Annotated in this window: 18 protein-coding genes; 15 read left to right on the top strand and 3 right to left on the bottom strand. The window is 69.5% G+C overall.

What is annotated here, in order from left to right:
* Nucleotides 1-3 precede the first annotated feature (3 nt).
* The 4 genes from EYW40_RS02725 to EYW40_RS02710 are packed head-to-tail and all read left to right on the top strand — an operon-like array spanning nucleotide 4 to nucleotide 3,165.
* Nucleotides 4-609, top strand: a complete 606-nt coding sequence (locus tag EYW40_RS02725) for a chemotaxis protein CheC (protein ID WP_135820083.1) — start codon at nucleotides 4-6, stop codon at nucleotides 607-609.
* The gene (locus EYW40_RS02720) at nucleotides 606-1,844 is read left to right on the top strand and encodes a chemotaxis protein CheC (RefSeq protein ID WP_135820082.1); all 1,239 of its coding nucleotides are present in this window, start codon (nucleotides 606-608) and stop codon (nucleotides 1,842-1,844) included. Before EYW40_RS02725 ends, EYW40_RS02720 begins: the two co-directional genes overlap by 4 nt.
* Nucleotides 1,841-2,365, top strand: a complete 525-nt coding sequence (locus tag EYW40_RS02715; RefSeq protein ID WP_135820081.1) for a chemotaxis protein CheD — start codon at nucleotides 1,841-1,843, stop codon at nucleotides 2,363-2,365. Before EYW40_RS02720 ends, EYW40_RS02715 begins: the two co-directional genes overlap by 4 nt.
* Nucleotides 2,362-3,165, top strand: a complete 804-nt coding sequence (locus EYW40_RS02710; RefSeq protein ID WP_202614412.1) for a CheR family methyltransferase — start codon at nucleotides 2,362-2,364, stop codon at nucleotides 3,163-3,165. Before EYW40_RS02715 ends, EYW40_RS02710 begins: the two co-directional genes overlap by 4 nt.
* Here the strand turns inward: EYW40_RS02710 and EYW40_RS02705 are convergent.
* On the bottom strand, nucleotides 3,162-6,284 hold the full coding sequence (locus EYW40_RS02705) for a methyl-accepting chemotaxis protein (protein ID WP_202614411.1): 3,123 nt from the start codon (nucleotides 6,282-6,284) through the stop codon (nucleotides 3,162-3,164). The genes EYW40_RS02710 and EYW40_RS02705 overlap by 4 nt on opposite strands.
* Before the next feature lie 223 nt (nucleotides 6,285-6,507).
* Here EYW40_RS02705 and EYW40_RS20280 point away from each other — a divergent pair, with 223 nt between their 5' ends.
* From EYW40_RS20280 to EYW40_RS02690, 4 genes are all read left to right on the top strand, one after another.
* On the top strand, nucleotides 6,508-6,633 hold the full coding sequence (locus tag EYW40_RS20280; protein ID WP_259370021.1) for a C2H2-type zinc finger protein: 126 nt from the start codon (nucleotides 6,508-6,510) through the stop codon (nucleotides 6,631-6,633).
* A 33-nt stretch (nucleotides 6,634-6,666) separates the two neighbouring features.
* The gene (locus tag EYW40_RS02700; protein WP_135820080.1) at nucleotides 6,667-7,830 is read left to right on the top strand and encodes a hypothetical protein; all 1,164 of its coding nucleotides are present in this window, start codon (nucleotides 6,667-6,669) and stop codon (nucleotides 7,828-7,830) included.
* Between the two features lie 255 nt (nucleotides 7,831-8,085).
* A complete protein-coding gene (locus tag EYW40_RS02695) occupies nucleotides 8,086-9,075 on the top strand; it encodes a glutathione S-transferase family protein (RefSeq protein ID WP_135820079.1) in 990 nt (329 codons plus the stop codon).
* An 84-nt stretch (nucleotides 9,076-9,159) separates the two neighbouring features.
* Nucleotides 9,160-12,138 carry a vWA domain-containing protein gene (locus EYW40_RS02690; protein WP_135820078.1) on the top strand — a complete coding sequence of 993 codons (2,979 nt, stop codon included), beginning with the start codon at nucleotides 9,160-9,162 and terminating at the stop codon, nucleotides 12,136-12,138.
* A 19-nt stretch (nucleotides 12,139-12,157) separates the two neighbouring features.
* On the opposite strand, the gene EYW40_RS02685 is transcribed toward EYW40_RS02690, so the two are convergent.
* A complete protein-coding gene (locus tag EYW40_RS02685) occupies nucleotides 12,158-12,586 on the bottom strand; it encodes a plastocyanin/azurin family copper-binding protein (protein ID WP_135820077.1) in 429 nt (142 codons plus the stop codon).
* A gap of 101 nt (nucleotides 12,587-12,687) precedes the next feature.
* Between EYW40_RS02685 and EYW40_RS02680 the strand changes: the two genes are divergently transcribed.
* From EYW40_RS02680 to EYW40_RS02670, 3 genes are all read left to right on the top strand, one after another.
* A complete protein-coding gene (locus EYW40_RS02680; protein ID WP_135820076.1) occupies nucleotides 12,688-13,401 on the top strand; it encodes a protein sorting system archaetidylserine synthase in 714 nt (237 codons plus the stop codon).
* Nucleotides 13,402-13,501: 100 nt separating this feature from the next.
* The gene (locus EYW40_RS02675) at nucleotides 13,502-14,746 is read left to right on the top strand and encodes a HEAT repeat domain-containing protein (protein ID WP_135820075.1); all 1,245 of its coding nucleotides are present in this window, start codon (nucleotides 13,502-13,504) and stop codon (nucleotides 14,744-14,746) included.
* A 42-nt stretch (nucleotides 14,747-14,788) separates the two neighbouring features.
* Nucleotides 14,789-16,396, top strand: a complete 1,608-nt coding sequence (locus EYW40_RS02670) for a phospholipase D-like domain-containing protein (protein WP_135820074.1) — start codon at nucleotides 14,789-14,791, stop codon at nucleotides 16,394-16,396.
* On the opposite strand, the gene EYW40_RS02665 is transcribed toward EYW40_RS02670, so the two are convergent.
* A complete protein-coding gene (locus tag EYW40_RS02665; RefSeq protein WP_135820073.1) occupies nucleotides 16,393-18,282 on the bottom strand; it encodes a Hef-associated nuclease in 1,890 nt (629 codons plus the stop codon). The genes EYW40_RS02670 and EYW40_RS02665 overlap by 4 nt on opposite strands.
* Nucleotides 18,283-18,387: 105 nt before the next feature.
* Between EYW40_RS02665 and EYW40_RS02660 the strand changes: the two genes are divergently transcribed.
* The 4 genes from EYW40_RS02660 to EYW40_RS02645 are packed head-to-tail and all read left to right on the top strand — an operon-like array spanning nucleotide 18,388 to nucleotide 20,589.
* Nucleotides 18,388-18,900 (top strand): Mov34/MPN/PAD-1 family protein, encoded by a 513-nt coding sequence (locus tag EYW40_RS02660; protein WP_135820072.1) that lies wholly within the window; start codon nucleotides 18,388-18,390, stop codon nucleotides 18,898-18,900.
* Nucleotides 18,897-19,337, top strand: coding sequence for an FAD synthase family protein (locus EYW40_RS02655; protein WP_135820071.1), 441 nt, complete (start codon nucleotides 18,897-18,899; stop codon nucleotides 19,335-19,337). The genes EYW40_RS02660 and EYW40_RS02655 overlap by 4 nt, the downstream gene beginning before the upstream one ends.
* Nucleotides 19,338-19,394: 57 nt before the next feature.
* A complete protein-coding gene (locus EYW40_RS02650; protein ID WP_135820070.1) occupies nucleotides 19,395-19,829 on the top strand; it encodes a hypothetical protein in 435 nt (144 codons plus the stop codon).
* Nucleotides 19,830-19,884: 55 nt separating this feature from the next.
* Nucleotides 19,885-20,589, top strand: a complete 705-nt coding sequence (locus EYW40_RS02645; protein WP_135820069.1) for a 5-formyltetrahydrofolate cyclo-ligase — start codon at nucleotides 19,885-19,887, stop codon at nucleotides 20,587-20,589.
* Nucleotides 20,590-20,592: the final 3 nt, after the last annotated feature.

Below are 20,592 nucleotides of genomic sequence, written 5' to 3'. Positions count from 1 at the left end.
ACTATGAGCCTGATGGTCGACATCCGGAAGCTGAGCTTCATCAACGAGATGGCGAAGGTCGGGACGAACGGCGTCGCCGACAACATGAGCAAACTCACCGGCGAGGACGCCAAGATGGAGGTGACGAAGACGAACTTCGTCGACGTCGAGGACATCACGGCCCAACTGGACGAGGGCCGTCGCGTCGGCGTCCGCGTCAGGCTCATGGAGCCGCCCCACGGGCACATCCTCATCCTCTTCCCGGAGGCGAGCGCCAAGAAGATCACGGCGCTGATGCTGTCGGACATGGTCGACGACCTCTCGTCGGTCTCCGGCGAGATGGCCAGAAGCGCGGTCGAGGAGCTGGGCAACATGATGGCAAGCGGCTTCATCGACGGCTGGGCGGACGTACTCGGCCGCACGATAGACATCGCGACGCCCCAGCTCGTGTACGCCGAGGCCGACGAGGTCGTCGAGCGCACCGCCGGGCTGGGCGGGGAGGACCTCGCCCTGTTTTTCGACTCGCAGATGCATGTCCCGTCCTACGAGGTCGAGGCGGAGATATACGCGTTCCCGGACCTGGAGGAGTTCGTCGAAATGATCAACAGCATCGAGGCACAACCCGCATGAAGCTGGATGTCAACGCACTCGGCACGTTCTACCGCATGGCTCGCGAAGGGTCGGGGCTGGCCGCCGGCCGCCTGACCAGCATGACCGGCGTCGGCACCCGGGTCGGCGTCACGAAGCTGAACTTCATGCGCGGGTCGGAGATCCGCGCGGAGATAGACGACGGCCGCGAAAAGGTCGGCGTCCGGGTCGAGTTGAGCGCCGGGCTGGCCGGGCACTCGATCATCATCTTCGACAGGGAGGCCGCTGAGGAGATCACCCGGACGCTGCTGCAGGAGCAGGGGACCGGCGACTTCTCGGGGATGGACCAGAGCGCCGTCACCGAGGTCGGCCAGATCATGACCAACGGCTTCATCGACGGCTGGGCGGACGTGCTCGGCACGGTGATAGACGTCTCGACGCCGGAGTTCATCGAGGGGCGGACCGCCGAGCCGTTCTTCGGCGACCTCGACACCGCCCCGAGCGAGGAGGACCTGGCGCTCCTGTTCCGCAGCCAGATCGAGGCCGTCGACACGGAGATCGGCTACAAGCACTACCTGCTGCCCGAGCACGAGTCGATGGCGGAGATACTCGACCGGCAGAGCGACGGCGGCGGCATCGAGTACGACAAACTCGTCGGCTTCGACAAGCTCGCCCAGCAGGGGGCGACGGAGGTGGCAAACGCCGTGACGACGCTGACCGGCATCGAGACGGAGGTCGACATCCGCCGGCTCAACTTCGTCTCGCTGGAGACGATCCCCGAGGAGATATCCGACGAGCCGCTGGTCGGCGTCGCCTTCTCGTTCGACGGGACGCCATCGGGCTATCTCCTCTTCCTGTTCGACGAGTCCTCGGCCCGGGAGGTCGTCGAGGCGACCGTGCCGTCCCCGCCCGAGGACGAGTTCGGCGAGATGGGCACCTCCGCGATCAAGGAACTGGGCAACATCATGGCGAGTGGCTTCCTCGACGGCTGGGCGAACGTGCTCGACACGACGATAGACCACTCGACGCCCGAGTTCGTCCACGACGTCGGCCCGGCCGTCATCGACCCCGTGGTCATCGACCTCGGGGAGAACCAGGAGTACGCCTTCGTCTTCGACACGCAGATCGAGGCCGACGACCGCGAATTCGACTGCGACATCTACGCCATCCCCGACGAGGCGGACCTGGAGCGGGCGCTCAACGACCTCGACGTGGACCGGGTCGAGGACGCGAAGACGACCGCGGAGTTCCCGGTCGACGAGGCCGAGTCGCCATGAAGACCTACGGCAGCGAGCCGGGCGCGCCGACGACGGACCCCATCCAGGTCGGCATCTCGGAGTTCTACGTCACCGGGGAGGACGTGACGCTCAAGTCCTACGGGCTGGGGTCGTGTGTCGCGGTCGCGCTGTACGACGACGAGTCCGGCATCGGCGGGCTGGCACACGTCATGCTCCCGGACGGCGACGCCAACGAGACGAGCGGGGGGAACCCCGGCAAGTTCGCGGACACCGCGATCCGCGCGATGCTCCGCCAGATGGTCGAGTCCGGGGCCACCTACACCGGCGTGGAGGCGAAGCTGGCCGGCGGCAGCGACATGTTCGAGTTCGATAGCTTCGGCGAGGCCGTCGGCAAGCGCAACGTCGACGCGGCCCGCGAGGAACTCGACAAGCTCGGCGTGCCGATCGCCGCCGAGGAGGTCGGCGGCCAGCGCGGGCGCACCGTCGAGTTCGACACCGGCGACGGGACGTTACGCATCCGCACGTCCGACGAGGAAGCGGACGGCATCACCGAACTGTGAGCGCCGGGGACCAGTACGACCGCCTCGTCACCTTCGTCGAGGACGAGATGGGGTTCGCGACGAGCCACTACAACGACAGCTACCTCCAGCGCCGGCTCGCCTCGCGGATGCGCCGCACCGGCTGTGAGTCGTACGACGACTACCTGGGGGCGCTCCGCGGCGACCCGGAGGAACAGCAGGCGCTGCTCGATGCCCTGAGCATCAACGTCACAGGCTTCTTCCGCAACGAGGACGTCTGGGACGGGATCCGGGACGTGCTCCGGGAACTCACCGACGAGTCCGGTCAGACCTCCGTCTGGAGCGCCGCCTGCGCCGACGGCCGCGAGCCGTACTCGCTGTCGATGCTGGCCGCCGACGACCCCCGGATCGACGAGTCGTCGGTGTCGGTGCTGGCGACGGACATCAACGACGCGGCGCTGGCCGCCGCCCGGAAGGGCGTCTACGAGAGCAGCCGCACCGTCGACATCGACGAGCAGTTGAGCTACCTGTCGAACTACCACCGCTTCGTCGACCGGAGCGGCGACACGTTCGCGGTGCGGGACGAGGTCAAGCGCCGGGTCGCCTTCGAGCGCCACGACCTGATCAACGACGGGCCCAAGGAGGGCTTCGACCTCGTCGTCTGCCGGAACCTCTTCATCTACATCGACGACGAGTACAAGGAGCCGATCCTCCGCACGGTCGGCCGGTCGCTCCGGCCCGACGGCTATCTCGTCATCGGGAAAGCGGAGACGATACCGCCGCAGTTGAAGTCCGCCTTCGCCGTCCAGGACGGACGGCTCAGGATCTACCGGCGCGACTAGTCCTCGTTCGGCTCGTCCTGCACGAACGAGAACATGTCGTCCTCGTCGCCGTCGTCGTCGGTCGACTCGTCCTCGTCGTCCGCGCCGTCGTCGGCTTCCTCGGTCTCGGTCGCCTCGAACGACAGTCCGGTAGCGGCGTCGTCCGCGTCGTCGCCGGCGTCGTCGGTCCCGCCGAGCGCCAGCGGGTCCTCCCCGCCGCCCTCATCGGAGTCGTCGCCGGCGTCGTCAGCGCTCCCGAGCGCCAGCGAGTCGTCCCCGTCGGGGGCCTCACCGGAGTCGTCCGCCTCGTCGAGCGGGAACCCGTCGTCGGCCTCACCGGAGTCGTCCGCCCCGTCGAGCGGGAATCCGTCGTCCGCGTCGTCCCCGCCCGCCAGGTCGCCCGTCGGGATGTCGCTGCCGCTCTCGTCGGCCGGCGGCGCGAGCGGGTCGTCGTCATCGTCCGCGTCGTCGCCGGCTGCGAGCGGGTCGTCGCCCGCGGCCGCGTCTGCTTCGTCGTCGAACGAGGCCGCGTTGCCCCCGAGCGAGCCGTCGTCGGCACCGACGCCCTCCGGGAACTCGACGTCGGCGTCTTCGAGGCCGTCGACCCCGGACGCATCGTCCCCGTGGTCGACCCCGGCGGCCGACCCGCCGACGTCGCCGGCCGGCCCGTCGTCGGACACCGGATCGTCGCTGCTCAGCAGGTCGTCGTCGCCGGCTAACTCGTCGCCGGTCAGTTCGTCGTCAACCAGTTCGTCGTCGCTCAGCGGGTCGGCGGCCGCCTCGTCGCCCGACGCGGCCTCACCGGGCTCGTCGCCGAGGAGGTTCCCGGGGTCGCCCATCTCGAAGCTGGAGTCGGCGTCGGTGTCGAAGCGGTCCAGCGCCTCGGAGAGCCGCGACGCCTGCCCGGCGAGGTCGCTCGCGCTGCGCGACACCTCGGTCAGCGCGGTCGTCTGCTCCTCGGCGGCGGCCGCGACGTTCTCGGCCTCGGCGGTCGTCTCCTGGCTGATCGTCGCGGCCTCGTCGACCATGGCGACGACCTGCTGGGTGGAGGCGGCCTGCTGTTCGGTCGCCGCGCTGATCTCCTGAACGCCCGTGTTCGTCTCCTGGGCGTAGCCGGCGATCTCCTCCAGCGCGTCCACCGCGTTCTCCACGGAGTCCGTGTGTTCGGACACCTGGTCGCTGGCGTTCTGGACCTCCTCGGCGGTCCGTTCGGTCTGCTCGCGGATGCTGCCCAGCCGGTCCTCGATCTCCTCGGCGGCGTCTTTCGTGTCCTCGGCCAGGTCCTTGACCTCGCCCGCGACGACCGAGAAGCCCTCGCCGGACTCGCCCGACCGCGCGGCCTCGATGTTGGCGTTCAGCGCGAGCATGTTGGTCTGCTCGGCGATCTCCGCGATGAAGTCGATCAGCTCGTCGATCTGCTCCATCTCGGCCTCCAGGGCCTCGATCTCGGCGACGGCCTGCTCGGACTCGTCCTCGATCTGGCGCATCCCCTCGATGGCGGCCTCCGCGGCCTCGCGGCCCTCGCGGCCGGTCTCGGCGGTGCGCTCGGCGATGTCGGCGACCTCGTTCGACGAGGAGGCGATCTCCTCGACGGTCGTCGACAGCCCGGACATCTCGCTGGACACCGACTGGAGCTGGTCGTTCTGCCGCTCGGCCCCGTCGGAAATCTCCTGGATGGACTCGGTCACCTGCTCGCTGGCCGACCGGACCTCCTCGGAGCTTGCGGTCACTTCCTCGCTGGAGGTTGCGACCTCGTTCGCGAAGTTCTTGAGCTGCTCGGTCGTCTCCTCGATCTGGCCGATCATCTCGTTGAACTCCGCGGCGATGTCGTCCATCGCCTCGTTCGCCGGGTCCGGCTCCATCCGGCGGGTGAAGTCGCCCTCGGCGGCGTCCTGCATGACCTCGCTGTACTCGTCGGCCTTGGATTCGAGGTGCCGGTTCATCTCCTCCGCGCGGGCGCGGGCCTGCTCGGCCTCCTCGCGGGCCATCTGTGCCTCCTGGATCTGTTCTTTCAGGGCGTCGCGCATGTTCGCGAACCCCTGGTACAGCCGGCCGACGTTGTCGATCCGGCTCGTCTCGAACTCGACGTCCAGGTTCCCCTCCTCCATCTGCTCGGTCTTGGTCGTCAGGCGGTCGACCGACGCGGCCGTGTTGCGGCCCAGCACCGCGCCGACCAGACCGATGAGGAGGACGCCGCCGAACGTCGCGTAGGTCCCGTACTCCGAGACGTCGCCCGCGAACCCGTACGCGCTGTCGGTGGACTCGTGAGTGATCAGGACCCACTGGGTGTCGAGGTCGTCGACCTGCGCGTAGCCGACGACGTACTCGCCGCCGTCCATGTCGTAGACGCTAGACGGCCCCTCCTCGCCCCAGTCGATGACCTCGGAGTTCCCTCTCGTGGTCGCACTCGCGAGCAACGAGCCGTCCTCGGAGTACTGCTGGCCGAACGACTGGCCCATCGTGGCGTTGCTCGCGTCGTCGAAGAGGATGCGGTTGTCCTGGCTGGCGACGACGGTCAGCACGTCCTCGTCGTCAGCGCTCTGGAACCGCGTGGCGTAGCGGTCGAGGCTGAAGGTGTAGGCGATCACGTGGTCCGTGCTGAGGGGGACCGACCGGATGTACGTCACTACGCGCGTCGTATCGCCCGCGCCCGTTTGCCGGGTGTACACGTCGGAGATGAGAACGTCGCTCCCCATCCCCGGCGACGCCTCTCGGGTCCACGGCTCGTTTATCTCCGAGAACGTGGTGTTTCGCCGTTCGACGTTCGAACTCGCCTCGATGCGTTCGTCGACGGTGTCGACGTAGTCGATGCTGACGTCCTCACCGCCGACGCCCAAGCGGGTCGTGAGTTCCTGGTTGATGGTCCGCACCTCCCCGCTCTGGACGGCGTCGGACGACGCCGCCGACTCCGTCAGAATCTTGTTCCGCTCGTTCCAGTTCCGGAGGTTCGCCGCCTCCTGCTGGGCCGTGTCCGCGTAGTTCTCGTTGATGTTCTGGGTGATCTCGCCCTGTAGCTGTGCTGTCCCGACGTAACCGATTGCACCGACGGAAAGACCGAGTACCAGAAGCGCTATCCCGAACTTGAGCGCGTATCGCTTCCTGATAAAGGCCGGTACGATCCGACGAAGACCGCCTATCATACCTTCGAACCGATGCTACCTCCACATAAATCCTCACCGACCGTTATCATGTCTGATACCCGGGGACTAGACGCTGATTACAGGGACTGTCCGTGGGGAAAGAGCCGTTTCCGCACCCCATTCCCAGGTGCGACGCGCGGCCGCCACCGCGGGCGCCGGACGGCCGAAGCTATCGGCAGTCCGGGGGGAACGCTTTTGCTGTCCCGCGCCCCAGCAACCGGGGATGACGTTCGTCAACGGTTCGGACTGCCCCGACTGCGGAGCCGTCGTGGAGACGGCGAACGGCACCGACTACGAGTGTCCCGACTGTGGCAGGGCGTTCGACCACGCCGACCTGTTCTACCCGTAGCTTCTACTACGGGCGACCGAAAAGTGGGGACCGATGACCGAACCGGACCTCCGGGAACACGTCGAGCGGGCGCGGGCGGCGGTCGCCGACGCCGGCGACCTGTCGCTGCGAAACACGGAACTCCGGCTCGTGCAGCCGCTGCTCGCCGCCCTCGGCTGGGACGTCCACGGCCCCGCCGTGACGGCCGCGGTCGACGTCGCCGCCGACCGCGACCCCGTGAACTACGCCCTCTCGGTCGACGGCCGGCCGGCGGTGTTCGTCGACGTGGTCGCCTGCGGGGAGCCGCTGCGGGAGGCCGACGTCGACCGGCTCGACGCGGCGCTCGCCGCCGCCGGGGTCGACCGCGGCCTCCTCACGAACGGCCGGTCGTTCGTCTTCGTCGGCCGCGACGGGAGCCGCGAGGAGTGCCGGCTCGACGACCTGCCCGACCGGCCCGACGCGGTCGCGCCGTACACCCGTTCGGCCGCCGAGTCGCGCGTCGGGACCGCGGCCGACCGACGGGCGGCGGCCGACCGGATCGCGGCGCGGCGCGACGAGGTGGCCGCCGACGTGACCGACCGGCTCGTCGGGGCGGCCGACGGCGCGGCGGCCGACGACCTCGCCGCGGCCGTCGACCGGTTCCTCGACGACCTCCTGGCGGCGCTCGCCGGGGAGCGGCCCGACTCGGACGCGACCGACCGGGACGGACCCGCGACCGAGCGTCGCGGGAACGCGAACGGCTCCGAGCCGCCGGCCTCAGACGGGGCACCACAGCAGGGCGGGGAGCGCGTCGACGCCGCGTCAGGCAGCGACTCAGCGGCCGGCCCGACCGCCGACGACGACCGGCCGGACCCGGCGAGCGACGAGGATTCGGGGGAGTACGTGGTCCGGTTCTTCAGCGGTCGCACGTCCGTCGGCGCGGTCGGCACCGACACGCCCGTCGGGGCGACGGCGGCGGCAGTCGAGTACCTGATCGAGCGACACGCGCTGGCCGCGGGACTCACGCTCCCGTGGCGGCCGGACGCGGCGGACGACGACGGCCGCGCCGTGCTCAACCACGACCCGATGCATCCGAACGGCGCACCGATGGAGGCGACCGAGCAACTCGCGAACGGCTACCACCTGCTCGCGACGCTCGACGCCGCGTCGGCCCGGACGGTCGTCGCGGAACTCGCCGACGAGGCCGGCCTCCGCCCGATGTTTCAGGGCGACTGGTAGCTACGCCAGCGCGAGAACGAGGACCCCGAGCATCGGCGCGAGCAACAGGAGCACGCCGAGAACCGTTTTGAACCTGGGCATCGGTTTCCTACCCGGAACCGACACGCCCGCCGTAATTGTTACCCGACCTATAATTCTCTGATGCGGGGAGTAGCCGCCGGTTACCCGCCCAATTCGGCCGATTCGTCCGGCGGGCTACCGGCCGGGCGTGCCGTCGGCAGGGAGTATAACCGTCGCGAGCGCCAACTTCGGGTCATGAACATGCTCGTCGACGGCGAGTGGCGTACCGACGCCTACGAGTCCACGAACGAGGAGGGCGAGTTCGAGCGACAGGAGACCTCGTTCCGCGACTGGATCGAGGCCGACCCCGACGCCGAGTTCCCGGCCGAGGCGGGCCGCTACCACCTGTACGTCTCGTTGGCGTGCCCGTGGGCACACCGGACGCTCGTCACGCGCGCGCTGAAGGGACTTCACGACGCCGTTTCGGTGGACGTCGTCGACCCGCACCGGAGGAACGACGGCTGGGAGTTCGCGCCAGGAAAGGAGGGCTGTACGCCGGACTCGATCCACGGCTCGGACTACCTGCGCGAGGTGTACACCGCGGCCGACCCCGAGTTCACCGGCCGCGTGACGGTGCCGGTCCTCTGGGACCGCGAGCGCGAGACCGTGGTCAATAACGAGTCCGAGGAGATCATGCGGATGCTGGACGTCGCGTTCGACGAGTACGCGACCAACGACGTCGACCTCTACCCCGAAGGCTACCGCGAGGACGTCGACCGGATCATCGACGAGATATACGAGCCGATCAACAACGGGGTCTACCGCGCCGGCTTCGCGGGGTCCCAGGGCGCGTACGACGAGGCCGTCGCGGACCTGTTCGACGCGCTGGACCGCTGGGACGAGGTACTCGCCGACCAGCGTTACCTCGCCGGCGACCGCCTCACCGAGGCCGACGTGGCGATGTTCACCACGCTCGTCCGGTTCGACGCGGTCTACCACACCCACTTCAAGTGCAACGTCCGTCGGATCGCCGACTACGACAACCTCTGGCCGTACCTGCGCGAACTGTACCAGCTCCCCGGCGTCGCCGACACGGTGAACATGGCCCACATCACGGAACACTACTACCGGTCCCACACTGACCTCAATCCCTCGGGGCTCGTCCCCGCTGGTCCCGACGTGGATTTCACCGCCCCTCATGACCGCGACCGGCTGCCCGGCGGGCCGCCGGCTGCGCTGCGATAAACTCCTTCTCACGGGCTCTACGTTCATTACTGCCCGACGGTAGGTTTATTATACCGACTGTTGTTCTTCCCGTAAGAACAGGATATGAGGACAGGGAACGACTCCGGCGAGCGGGCCATCTCGAACACAGTCGGTATCGTGTTGCTGTTCGGGATGGTCGTGACGGGTGCGACGCTCGTCTTTCTCGTTGGCGGCATGGCGCTCAACGGGATCGAGGACCAGAGCGAGATGCGGTCCGCGGAGATGTCGATGCAGGAGGTCCGGTCCGACCTGTCCTCGCTCGCGGCCGACGGCGAGGGGTCGACCGAACTGCGGGTCGGTGAGGGCGACAACGTCTCGATCCGGACCGACGGGTCGATGTCGTTCAAGATACGCGGGCGGACCCCGGTCGGGGCGACCCGCACCTGCACGACGAACCTCACGCTCAGTGCATTCCGGTCCGAAAACGACGCCGGCGAACACGTCGCATACCAGGCCGGCGGCGTCTGGCGGACGAGCGGAAGCGGGAGCACGATGGTCTCGCCGCCCGCGCTCTCCTACCGAACCGAGGAGATAAACGGGACCGAACGCCGCACGTTCGATTTCAATATCGCGAACCTCTCCGGCAGGGTCGACGCCGGCGGAACGACCGCCTCGGTGAACCAGACGCGGTCGATGGAGCGCCGCAAGCAGATCGAACGGGAGATGTTCTGCCGGGACGACGCGGCCTCGAACGTCACGCAGGTCGACAGCCTCACCATCGTCGTCCGGGGCAGCACCTACTACGACGCCTGGGGCCGGTTCCTCGACGACCGGATGGGCGACGCCGGCACCGTGAACGTCTACGACGGGAATCAGACGGTGATCGCCCGTGACCTGCCGATGGGCCGGACCGTCGACAACCGGACCCGGGAAGAACCCGACAACCTGCTCGTGGCCGTCAACGACACCGCCGGGGCCGAGACCAGCCACAAACTGACGTTCGACGTCGGGGACGACAAGATAACCGGCAACACGCTCGAAGCGGTCGAGATCAAGTACGAGGAGGGCGAGACCGACCTGTCGAACATGGTCGGAAACGGCAAGGGCCAGATCAACCCCGAGCAGTCCAAGATCTACCGCGAGGACGGGGGCGTCGTCAACCTGAAGTCCAACCTCAGTAGCTACAACGTCGATACGAGCGACGGGACCATCGGCTTCCAGTTCGACGACTCCGTCGAGATCCGAACGAACGACACGCTCATGCTGGAGTACGGCAGCCAGACGCGGAACGGCAAGGACGGGAAAGTGACCAACCCCGGCGCGCCCGGCACGTACAACGTCACGGCGACGCTAAACGACGACAGCGACAACCGTCGGACCGGGCAACTGCCCATCGACGACGTGGCCGACGGCCTGTTGGCGAACCGCACCGACACCGACGAGGACGACGTCCCCGACTTCGCCGACCAGTGTCCCGGCACCGAGGGACAGGGCCGGTTCGGCTGTGGCGTCGTCTCCGAGGACGCGAACGCGCTGCGCGTGAACAGTTCCTCGGCGACGCTGGAACTCGTCGGCACCCAGGTCGCCGAGGAAGTGGTCGTCAACCGGACCGCCGGCGAGCGCCAGCCGCTGGACGTGATGTTCGTGCTGGACGAGTCCGGGTCGATGGACCAGGGTTACAGCGCATGGCAGGGGACGAGCGACTGGGAGGAAGTGCCGCGGGACGAAGTGGCGTGGGCGAACGTCGACGAGGGCGGGCCCAGCTGGTGGGACGATACGGAGTACACCGTCCCCAGCGGGAAGCAGGTCCGAGCTGAGACCATCTACGGGACCGTGGTCGCCAACCCCGGCCAGGAGGTGTCCGAGGACGCGATAGGCGACCCCGTCGAGATACGCGACGCCGAGTACGGCCCCGTCGGGAGCGACCCCGACGAGAAACGCGTCGACGCGGCCAAGAGCTTCATCGGCGCGCTCAACAACTCCGCGGCGTTGAACGAGTCCGAACAGGACCGCGCCGGGGCCGTCGAGTTCAACAGCGAGGCGACGCTCCGGGAGGAGCTCACGCACGACTTCAGCGATGTGAACGGAAGCCTCAGCGGAAACGCCAACGGCGGCACGGACATCGGCGCGGGCCTCTACGGGGCGCTCGACGAGTTCGATGACAGCCCCCGGCCGGCCGATGCCGAACGCGTCGTCGTGCTCCTGACCGACGGGAAAAACGACGGCGCGACCGACCAGAAGACCTACGACGCCGCGGAGGACGCGGCGGCGAACAACGTCACGGTGTACACGATCGGGCTCGGGGACGAGGCCGACGAGGAACTCCTCCAGGACGTCGCCAACACGACCGGCGGGCAGTACTTCTACGTCGAGGACGCCGACGACCTGGAGGAACGGTTCGACCAGATCGCCGGCGACGTGACGGAGGACCGCTTCCGGCAGGTCCAGCACAAGGACGTCTCGACGTCGGTCCGCATCGGCGGACAGAGCTACCCGCTCGACCCCGCCAGCTACAACGAGACGGTCAACGCGAACGACTCCCTGGACAGCGGCGCTACCGGCATCAACGACCCGAGGCAGAACACGTCGGTCGCCTTCAGAGTCGACAACGTCCCGGTCGGGTCGCTGGTCTCGTTCTCCGCGCAGTCGGTCGACTGTACGAACGGAACGTCGACGGGGGTCACGGAGGACCACGGCGGGGAGACGTACGCCCACACCACCTGTAACGGGACGACGACCCGGATAGACAGCACCGACAACAGTTCGGACAGCGACCACCGGATCTACACCGACGACGACGACCTGCCGGGGCCGGCCGAACTGAACACGGCGTGGTGGCAGCCCGGCATCAAGGACGTGCTCGACACCTACGACGAGGACCTGTACACGGGGAACAAGTTCGACCTGGACGAGAGCCAGGCGGTCGTGCTGGTCGAACTCGACAGCAGTGGGGGGAGTCACACCAACTACGCGGTGTTCCTGTACGACGCCGACGCCGGCGACCGGGGGGACTACGAGGACCCCGACGACCGGGCGGACGACACCAACCGGTACGTGATCGACATCTCGCCGACGCAGGTCGAGGTCGGCGACGAGGAGTAGCCGTCCGGTCCCGCGCCCGCTACTCGGTGACGATTATCGTGCCGACCATCCCGCTGTTCTCGTGGGGCAGACAGACGTAGTCGTACTCCCCGGCGACCTCGAAGGTGTGCTCGTACGTGTCGCCGGACGTGAGCACCCCCTCGTTTTGCTGCCAACCGTCCCGGGCGGCGTCCTCGGAGTCGAAGCCGCCGGAGGCGAAGTAGTCGGCGTCGTCGGGGATCTGATCCGCGTAGGCGGTGACGGTGTGGCCCTTCGAACTGGTGTTTTTCCAGGTGACGGTGTCGCCGACGCTCACCTCGTACTCCTGTGGGTCGAAGTCCACCGCGGTCATCCCGATGTCGCAGTTCCCGTCACAGGAGTCGCCGGCGGAGCCGAGACTCGCGAGACACCCGGAGAGGCCGGCCGCGCTCCCGGCGCTCAGGCCGGCGAGGTACGTGCGGCGCTTCATACCCCCGACTCGGGACGGCGGGGACAAATGCTCGCCGGTTCGGTCGCGGCGGCCGCGGTCGAACATAAAAACGTAAGGACGCCCCACGCAACCCCGGGCATATGCAACCCCGGTTCGTCGGGCGACTCAGCCTCGCCGACGCGGTGACCGTGACGAACGCGATGGTCGGGTTCGTCGCGGTGGTTGTCGCGCCGGGGGACCCCGAACTCGCGGCGCGGCTGGTGCTGCTCGCCGCCGTCGCGGACGGGCTCGACGGCGTCGTCGCCCGGTGGGCGGGCAGTTCCGCCGCCGGCGAATACCTCGACTCGCTGGCCGACGTCGCCTCCTTCGCCGTCGCCCCGGCGGTCGTCGTCGTCGCGGTCGTCGGGGAGGCGTGGGAGGTTTCCGTCGCCGACCCGACCGCGCGGACCGTTCTGGCGGTCGGGCTGCCGGCGCTGTTCGTCGCCATGGCGGTGACGCGGCTGGGGATGTACACCGCCTTCGACACCGCGGCGAAGCACACGGAGGGCGCGCCGAGCACGCTCGCGGCGACGATCCTCGCGTCGGCGGTACTCGCGGGGGTCGCGCAACCGCAGGTGCTGCTCGCCGGGACCGCAGTGTTCGTCTACCTCATGGTGTCGACCGTCCGGTACCCCGACCTGCTCGCCCGCGATGCCCTCCTGATGGGCGTCGTCCACTCGCTCGCGGTGCTGTTCCCGGAGTTCGCCGGGATGGCGTTCCCCTACGCCCTGCTCACGCTCGGGCTCGCGTACCTGACGCTCAGCCCGCGGTTCTACTGGCGCGAGGGCGACCCGGCCGCGAACGGAAACGCTTAGGGGGCGTAGGAACGGAGTTCGGACATATGAACCCGAGTGCGCCGACGGCGGTCGCCGCGCGCCGCGAATCCGGTCGGAACGAGACTCAGGAGGTGTCCCCATGAGCGACGACGGGGGCGACTCGGCCGACGAGGCCGCCGACGGGACCGAGGAGGTCACCGTCGACTCGCTCCGGGAGCGCCTCGAAGCGATCGGGGGCCGCCTCGACGACGCCGAGACGGAGGCCGAACTGGACGAGGTCGAGGCCGACATCGAGGACCTCGAAGCCGACCTCGACGCGGCCGACCTGCCCGAACCCGACGACGAGGACGAGGAGCCGCCGGCCGAGGAGCTGGCGAGCGAGAAGGAGGACCTCGAATCCCAGCTCGAGGAGGCCCGCGGCCCGTACGCCGAGGACGTCGTCGGCGAGATCGACGACGCCGAGTCCACGGTCGCCGACACCGAGTGGACCGACCGCGGCGAGGACGAGGTCGCCGAGGCCGTCGAGTCGTTCGTCGAGACCGTCGACGGGATCCTCGACGAGTCGCTCGCCGTCGACGACACCTCGATCGAGGGGCTGACCGCCGCGCTGGAGGACACCGGGGCGGCCGTCGAGACGGCCGACCTCGACCCCGACGACGACGCGGAGACGATCGCCGACCTGCTGGCGGCGACCGGCGAGCTGACCGACGACCTGGAGGCCGCCGAGACGTGGGACGACCTCTCCGTGCGCGAGCAGCTCCAGGCGCAGGGGTACTACGACGTGCTCGACCACCGGAAGGACTACCCGCCCGAGTGGGGCGCGATGAAGGTCTGGACGAAGCGCGGCCGCGCCGACATGGTGTTGCTCGCGCTGGAGACGTTCGACTCCGACTTCATGGAGGAGAACGCGCTCGACGCCCTGAAGCGGATGGCCCCGGAGGAGGCCGTCGACCCGATGCTCCAGCGGGCCGGCAAGCGCGACAAGGACGCCATCGAGATCCTCGGCAAGATCGGCAGCGACGAGGCCGTCGATACGCTCGTCGACTACGTCGACGACGAGGGCAACCCCGGGCTCCAGACGGTGACGATGAAGGCGCTCGGCGAGATCGGCAGCGAGGAGGCGACCCAGCCGATCGCCGACAACCTCGTCGCCGACGACGAGACGGTCCGGAGCCACGCCGCCCGCGCACTCGGCCTGCTTGGCGACACCCGCGCGGTCGAGCCGCTTGCGGACGTGCTGGAAGACGACGACTCGGACACGGTCCGTGCGAGCGCGGCGTGGGCGCTCAACCAGATCGGCACCGAGGCCGCCCTGGGCGTCGTCGCCGACTACGCCGACGACCGTGCGTACCGCGTGCAGTCCGAGGCAGAGAAAGCGGTCTGAGAATTCTACAGGTTTAAGTCCGAGGGGGCGGCCAGCCCCGCCGTGTTCCGCCGCGCGCTGGCCGTCGCGCTCGCCCTCGCGTTGCTCGCCCCGGCCAGCGGCGGCGCCGTCGCGGACGCGCACGCCACGAACTCGGACCGCCCGGCCGAGCCCCGCATCGTCGCCGTCTACCCGAACCCCGTCGCCGACGGCGACCGCGGCGAGTTCATCGTCGTGGAGTTCCCCGAGAGGACGGCCCTCGCGGGATGGTCGCTCGCGGACGACGACGCGACCGTCCCGCTCCCGAACCGCACCGTCTCCGGGCGGGTCGCGTTCAGTGCCGCTCCGGCCGCGGCGCGGAACGTGACCGACGTGCCCGTTCTCCCGCTCGCGGACGGGCTCGGCCTCGCCAACGGCGGCGAGACGGTCGCGCTCCGTCGCGGAAACGCCACCGTCGACAGCGCGAGGTACGCCGACGCGCCCGAGGGCGAGCGCTGGACCGGCGGCGAGTGGGTGCCGTTCGGCGCGACCGACCACGCGCCCGCCGGGGTCGGAGAGGCGTCGGTCGAGGCGTTCGCGCTCCCCGACTCGCCGGGGGTCCCCCGCCGGGCGCTGGCGGACGCCGACGACCGGATCCTGCTGGCGGGTTACACGCTCACCTCCGACCGCGTCGTCCGCGCTTTGCGGCGGGCGGCCGACCGCGGCGTCGACGTCCGAGTGCTGGTCGACGGCGGCCCGGTCGGCGGGACGTCGGCGCGGCAGGTGCGCGCGCTCGACCGCCTCGCCTCGAACGGCGTCGCCGTGCGGGCGGTCGGCGGCGACTACGCGCGCTACCGCTTCCACCACGCGAAGTACGCCGTCGTCGACGACCGGGCGCTGGTGCTGACGGAGAACTGGAAGCCGGCGGGAACCGGCGGCGGGTCAAGTCGCGGCTGGGGCGCGCTCGTCCGGGACGGCGAGTTCGCCGCCGAACTGGCGACGGTGTTCCGCAGCGACTGGGCGGCACGCGACGCGCGCCCGTGGCCCGACTACCGCGACGCCGTCGACCCGGTGGGGGGCGGAGCCGACCGTGCCGACTACCCCGAGCGGTTCGCGCCGCGGAACGTCACCGTCGACGGGGTTCGGCTGCTGACCGCGCCGGACAACGCCGAGTCGGGGATCACCGGCGAGATAGCGGCGGCCGAGGAGTCGGTGCTGGTCCAGCAGGTGACCCTCGGCGGGCGGGAGACCCCGCCCGTGCGGGCGACGGTCGCGGCCGCGCGCCGCGGCGTCCGCGTCCGCATCCTGCTCTCGGGCGCGTGGTACGCCCGCGAGGACAACCGCGCGCTGGTCCGCTGGCTGAACGACCTCGCGGACCGGGAGGGGCTGGACCTCGAAGCCCGGGTCGCCGACCCGCGGTCGCGCTACGGGAAAATCCACGCCAAGGGCGTCGTGGTCGACGGGCGGCGCGTGGTGCTCGGCAGCGTCAACTGGAACAACAACTCGCTGCGGGAGAACCGCGAGGTGGCGCTGGTGCTCGTCGGCGACGACGTCGGCGCGTACTACGCGCGGCTGTTCCGGGCGGACTGGCGCGGGGGCGCGTGGCGACTCCCGGTCGGCGTCGCCGGTGCAGTTGCGGCCGCGTCGGTCGCCGCGGCGCTGTACGCGCGGCGAAAAGTCGCGTTCGGTTAGTCGCGCTGCAGCGTGCTCGACAGCTCCTCGTCGATGTCCGCGGCGGCCATCTTCCCGACGAGCGAGTCGAGCACCTCCTCCCGGCGGCCCTGGACGAACTTGATCGAGCCGACGACCAGGTGGCCGCCGCCGCTGACGCCGCCGCCGACGATCCCCTCGTCGAGTTCGGAGACCATCGTCGGGATGTCGAGGCGGACGCCGTCCGAGCGTAGGACGGCGAAGTCGGGGCCGTAGCCGATGGTGATCACGGGGTCACCCGTCTCCTCGACCTTGCGGTCGTGGATCTCGCCCGTCGTCTTGCCCGGCGCGGGGTAGGTAAAGCGGTGGGCGTGGTTCTCCACGTCGATCCGGTAGAGGTGCGCGCCGTTGTCGAGTTCCTCGTGCTCGACGTGGGACATGGCGGCGTCGAGCTGGTCCTCGACGTCCTCGCGGGCGCGGTCGGCGAGGAAGTCGACGAGCTCGCGGTGGCGCTGCTCGTCGTCGCAGTCGACGTTCAGCACGTCGTTGATGAGGTGGCGGCCGTCGTCGTAGCGCAGCCAGTGGGCCTCGTAGTCGAGCGCCTCGCTGATGTCGCGCAGGGTGTCCTCGTCGTACCCCTCCTCGGCGGCCAGTTCGAGGTAGTCGTCCATCGCGTCGGCCTTCGAGCGGTCCGAGAGGCCGGCGACGGCGGGGACGTGGCGGAGTTCGTCCTCGATGTCGGGGTAGATCATCCGGGCGAGTTCGACGCACATCATGCCCGTCGTGATGCGGTAGTCCTCGTCGTGGAGGTACGGATTGACGTGGGCGTCGAGGAGGTCCTCGACGGCGTCGGGGTCGGGGTGGTGGTGGTCGACGACGGCGATGGGGATGTCGTAGTGCGCGAGGTTCTCGTAGGCGGGCACGTCCTCGGCGGTGCTACCGTTGTCCAGCATCAGGAGCAGCGGGAGCTTCTGACCGTGGCGGGAGCGGTCCTCCAGCGCGAAGTTGAGGTCGCGGGTGGCGTCCTCCATCTCGTAGAACGGGGCCTTGCTCGGCAGGCGCTTGAGGAGGTGCCGCGGGGCCTCGGGGTCCTCGTGGGTGTCCTCGATGAACCGCTCCAGCGCGTACTGGACGGGGACCGAGGCGCACATCCCGTCTCCGTCGGCGTGGTGGCGGACGCGGATCGGGCGGCTCTCCAGGACCGTCTCGCGGAGCAGTTGCGCGACCTCCCGCAGGTTCGGGCGGAGCTTCTCGAAGGCCGGCCAGTCGACGAGCGGCTCGGCGTCGTGGGGTTCGGCGCGCTCCGCCAGCGCGGCGTCGAGGCGGTCGCGGACGTCGGCGGCGTCGTCGCCGTCGAGTTCGTCCAGCGTGTCGACCTCCACCTGGATGGCGTCCTCGCGGCGCTCCACGTCGCCGCCGACGCGGACGAGGTCGTCGACGTCTATCTCGGGGTGGGCGCGGACGCCCGCCTCCTCGAACGCCGCGCAGGGGACGATGCCCGTCTCGTCGCGGACGTGGAAGATCGTCGGGCCGCCGGTCTGTTTGACCTGTACGACCTCGCCCTCCAGCGTGACCGTCTCGCCGACGCGGTCCTCCAGCGAGTCGGCGTCCGCGACGTCGTACTCGTGGCCGACGGACTCGACGTCGTACCCGTCGACGTCGACGGCGTCGAATGCCACGTCGCCGTTGTCGCGGACCTGATCGAGTTCGACGACGAGTTCGTCGCCGACGGCGTACGTCCCCGAGAGGTTCGACTCGTGGACGAGCCCGGAGACGTGGTCGGAGAGGTCGACGAAGACGCCGTAGTCGACCACGCCGTTGACGGTGGCGAGGTAGCGGTTCCCTTCCTCGACGTCCGCTATCGTACAGCCCGAATCGAGATCGTAGACGGTGGTGCCGGCGGGGTCGCCGGCGTCGTCGGTAGTCATCTTGCGTCAACGTTCGGAAGCGCCGGGTTTAACGCTTGTCAAGCATCACGACGGGCCCACGCCGCATCCGGAACGTTTAGCATCCGCAGTCCCCGAGTGGCGGACATGGGCCTGTTCGGGTCGCTGTTCCGGTCGAGCGAACTCCTCGGCATCGCGGCCGAGACGCTGGAGTTCGCGCTGGAGGCCTCGGAGGACGCGCACCCGAACGAGTACATGGGCTTTCTGCGGGGGATGGACGCCCGCGACCTCGGGCTGGACCGCGACGGCACGGTCATCACCGACGTCGTCGTGATCCCCGGTACCGAGTCGAACCCGGTGAGCGCGACCGTGAAGACGAGCATGAAGCCAAACGACGTGCAGTCGCTCGGGTCGGTCCACTCCCACCCCAACGGCGTCCTCCGGCCGAGCGACGCGGACCTGTCGACGTTCGGCTCCGGCGACGTCCACATCATCATCGGCGCGCCGTACGGCCGCGGCGACTGGCGCGCCTTCGACCGCTACGGCGACCCCCGGGACCTGGACGTGATCGACGTCCCCGTCCCGGACGCCGAGGACTTCTTCGATTTCACACAGATGGACATCGACGACGAACTCCGCGACGACGACTTGGGACGATGAACGCACACACGACGAGGGTGATCGCACAGGGCACGTTCGACGTTCTCCACCCGGGCCACGTCCACTACCTGCGGGAGGCGGCCGAACTCGGCGACGAACTCCACGTCATCGTCGCCCGGCGCGGGAACGTCACGCACAAGGCGCCGCCGGTGCTCCCCGACCGCCAGCGGCGGGACATGGTCGACGCGCTCGACGTCGTCGACCGCGCCCGCCTCGGCCACCGGGAGGACATCTTCGTCCCCATCGAGGAGATAGCGCCGGACTACATCGTGCTGGGCCACGACCAGCACCACGACGAGGACGCCATCGCCGACGAACTGGACCGCCGGGGGATCGACTGCGAACTCCGCAGGGCCTCGGCCCGCGAGCCGCGGTTCGAGGGCGAACTGCTCTCGACCGGCGACATCTTAGACCGGATCGTCGAGGAGCGCGGGTAAACTGCGGGCCGGCGGCGCGGGCGAACCGTTTTGTCGGTTCACGGAAACGTATGCAACATGACTGAACACGGCGACGGGGCGATGGTCGGGCGGCGACGACTCCTCTCGCTGTCCGGCGTCGGCCTCGTCGGGGGGCTCTCGGGGTGTCTCTCCGGATCGAACGATGAGGGGGCCGAACGGACGGCCGAGGAGGCGACGGTAACGGTCCGGATCAGGAACCTGGACCGCGTCGAGCGCGAGTTCGAGGTCGTCGTCCGGCGGGCCGGGCGCACGACGAACAGTTTCACGGGGGAACTCCCCGCGAACATGGCAGGGTCCGAGGAGATGGTCGCCACGGTCCGCGCGACCGACGAGCAACACGAGGTCGCCGTCAACACCCCGGCGGGACAGCGCGGCCGAACGTGGGACCCGCTGGAGTGTGGCGACTTCCTCGTGGAGGCGACGGTCGAGAACGGCGAACCCGCGTTCGAGGCGGACTGCCGGAGCGGGTGAGCCTCGCGGCGGCACGACCGGCGCGTTCTATTAGGCCCGCCCGACAGGGACCGATATGGACAAGCAGGAACTCCGCGAGCGCGTCTGGGACGACCTGGAGGAGAGCGGCGAGGCGCGGTTCCCGTTCCCGCCCCACGGCCGGATCCCCAACTTCGCCGGGGCGAAAGCGGCGGCCGAGCGGCTGACCGACCTGGACGCGTGGCAGGACGCCGACGCCATCAAGGCGAACCCCGACTCGCCGCAGCGGCCCGTCCGCCGCCGCGCGCTGGAGGCGGGCAAGACCGTCTATGTCGCGGTCCCGCGGCTGGCCGACGAGCGGCCCTTCCTCGAACTCGACCCCGAGCGGATCGACGACTACGACGAGGCGACGACCATCTCCGGCGCGGACGAACTCGGCGTGCAGGTCGCGCCCGAGGGGATGAGCGCGGTCGACCTGATCGTCTCCGGCAGCGTCGCCGTCGACGACCGCGGCGCGCGGATCGGGAAAGGCGAGGGGTACAGCGACCTGGAGTTCGCGCTGTTGCGCGAGGTCGGACTGGTCGGCGACGACACGACGGTCGTCACGACCGTCCACGAGCTACAGGTCGCCGACGAGGTCCTCCCCCACGACGCCCACGACGTGCCGATGGACCACGTCGTCACGCCCGAGCGGACGATAGCGACCGGAGGCGAGTACGAAAAACCGGACGGCGTCGACTGGGCGGCGCTGGACGACGAGAAGATCGACGAAATACCGATACTGCAGGCGAAGCGGCCCTGACGG

Origin of the sequence: Halostella litorea, assembly GCF_004785955.1 — an archaeon.
Taxonomy (GTDB): Archaea; Halobacteriota; Halobacteria; order Halobacteriales; family Natronoarchaeaceae; genus Halostella; species Halostella litorea.
This window is presented reverse-complemented; position numbering and strand designations above follow the sequence as displayed.

Bases quoted from the DNA above. Each gene is read 5' to 3' on its own strand.
- EYW40_RS02725 (WP_135820083.1), top strand. From the start codon at position 4: ATGAGCCTGATGGTCGACATCCGGAAGCTGAGCTTCATCAACGAGATG.
- EYW40_RS02720 (WP_135820082.1), top strand. From the start codon at position 606: ATGAAGCTGGATGTCAACGCACTCGGCACGTTCTACCGCATGGCTCGC.
- EYW40_RS02715 (WP_135820081.1), top strand. From the start codon at position 1,841: ATGAAGACCTACGGCAGCGAGCCGGGCGCGCCGACGACGGACCCCATC.
- EYW40_RS02705 (WP_202614411.1), bottom strand. From the start codon at position 6,284: ATGATAGGCGGTCTTCGTCGGATCGTACCGGCCTTTATCAGGAAGCGA.
- EYW40_RS20280 (WP_259370021.1), top strand. From the start codon at position 6,508: ATGACGTTCGTCAACGGTTCGGACTGCCCCGACTGCGGAGCCGTCGTG.
- EYW40_RS02700 (WP_135820080.1), top strand. From the start codon at position 6,667: ATGACCGAACCGGACCTCCGGGAACACGTCGAGCGGGCGCGGGCGGCG.
- EYW40_RS02695 (WP_135820079.1), top strand. From the start codon at position 8,086: ATGAACATGCTCGTCGACGGCGAGTGGCGTACCGACGCCTACGAGTCC.
- EYW40_RS02690 (WP_135820078.1), top strand. From the start codon at position 9,160: ATGAGGACAGGGAACGACTCCGGCGAGCGGGCCATCTCGAACACAGTC.
- EYW40_RS02685 (WP_135820077.1), bottom strand. From the start codon at position 12,586: ATGAAGCGCCGCACGTACCTCGCCGGCCTGAGCGCCGGGAGCGCGGCC.
- EYW40_RS02680 (WP_135820076.1), top strand. From the start codon at position 12,688: ATGCAACCCCGGTTCGTCGGGCGACTCAGCCTCGCCGACGCGGTGACC.
- EYW40_RS02675 (WP_135820075.1), top strand. From the start codon at position 13,502: ATGAGCGACGACGGGGGCGACTCGGCCGACGAGGCCGCCGACGGGACC.
- EYW40_RS02665 (WP_135820073.1), bottom strand. From the start codon at position 18,282: ATGACTACCGACGACGCCGGCGACCCCGCCGGCACCACCGTCTACGAT.
- EYW40_RS02660 (WP_135820072.1), top strand. From the start codon at position 18,388: ATGGGCCTGTTCGGGTCGCTGTTCCGGTCGAGCGAACTCCTCGGCATC.
- EYW40_RS02655 (WP_135820071.1), top strand. From the start codon at position 18,897: ATGAACGCACACACGACGAGGGTGATCGCACAGGGCACGTTCGACGTT.
- EYW40_RS02650 (WP_135820070.1), top strand. From the start codon at position 19,395: ATGACTGAACACGGCGACGGGGCGATGGTCGGGCGGCGACGACTCCTC.
- EYW40_RS02645 (WP_135820069.1), top strand. From the start codon at position 19,885: ATGGACAAGCAGGAACTCCGCGAGCGCGTCTGGGACGACCTGGAGGAG.